Below are 1,149 nucleotides of genomic sequence, written 5' to 3' on the forward strand. Positions count from 1 at the left end.
TGCAGCCGTCTTCTGAAAACGACAAACAGCCAGAAAGGCTGTTACAGGCGATTTGATCTGCAACCTATTGGTTAAATTAATGTATCAAAAACGATGGTTTTTGTGACAGTCTTGAAAAGTCCTGACTTCTCCCGAAAAATGACTCCCCTCATGTAACAAAACTCGTTACTATATCAACATAACAATAACCCCATAACTAATTAGCGTGAAAAGAATGAAAATCGGCTATGCACGTAAATCTACGCATCTTCAGGATGTGGCGCACCAGGTTGACGAACTAACAAAAGCTGGATGTGAGCAAATCTATCAGGATCAGACCTCACGTAGCGGCCCCAAGCGCGACAAAAAAGGTGCGCCGGAACTGGAGAACTGCCTGAAAGCATTGCGCGAGGGAGATACCCTAGTAGTTTGGGCACTAGATCGGCTCGGCGGTTCATTGGGTCAAGTCATTACTTTACTCGACGACCTGAAGAAACGCGGAATAACTTTCATAGCCATCAAGGACAGAATAGACACAAATGCGCCAGTTATAGGGGAAATCTATACGCATCTGATGGCGATATTCTCTAGCTTTGAACGCAACCGCAATATTGAAAGAACGCGCTCAGGCCTTGCAGCTGCACGCGCAAGGGGCCGTGTGGGAGGGAGAAAACCGTCACTTTCTGAAGAAGATGTTAAACAAATTAGAATCTTACTTGCTGATCCTGAAATGACAGTTGGTGCAGTTGCTAAGCGCTTCAACGTTTCTCGCATGACTATTTATCGCTACACCACAAAATCATGAATGACCGCAGCATGGCGGTTTTATTTTCTTATGCCCGTCAGGGCATGGAAGGCGTCCGCGCCGGACTTAACCGGCCACCGGCCGCAAATCGCCGGAAACCGCAACGCTGACCGGATCGCCCGGCCCAGCCCCCTCCCTGTGTATTCGCATGTATCTGATCCCCCATTCGCAAATCAGTTGATCACTCACTCGCAAATTACTTGATCACCTCCAGCAGGAAGTTTGCATCACTTCAGGGAGCGAATAATTGTATCTCAGGGGCACTGTTGCAAAGTTAGCGATGAGGCAGCCTTTTGTCTTATTCAAAGGCCTTACATTTCAAAAACTCTGCTTACCAGGCGCATTTCGCCCAGGGGATCACCATA

Annotated in this window: 1 protein-coding gene; it reads left to right on the top strand. The window is 47.7% G+C overall.

From position 1 onward, the window contains the following. Window positions 1-214: 214 nt before the first annotated feature. Window positions 215-784: a recombinase family protein gene (locus ACOTZP_RS23835; protein ID WP_001749988.1), complete on the top strand. Its 570-nt coding sequence runs from the start codon at window positions 215-217 to the stop codon at window positions 782-784. Window positions 785-1,149 lie beyond the last annotated feature (365 nt).

The organism is Enterobacter cloacae complex sp. SYL001 (assembly GCF_049237025.1).
Lineage (GTDB): Bacteria > Pseudomonadota > Gammaproteobacteria > Enterobacterales > Enterobacteriaceae > Enterobacter > Enterobacter intestinihominis.

Coding starts and splice junctions, on each gene's coding strand:
- ACOTZP_RS23835 (WP_001749988.1), top strand. CDS start 215: ATGAAAATCGGCTATGCACGTAAATCTACGCATCTTCAGGATGTGGCG.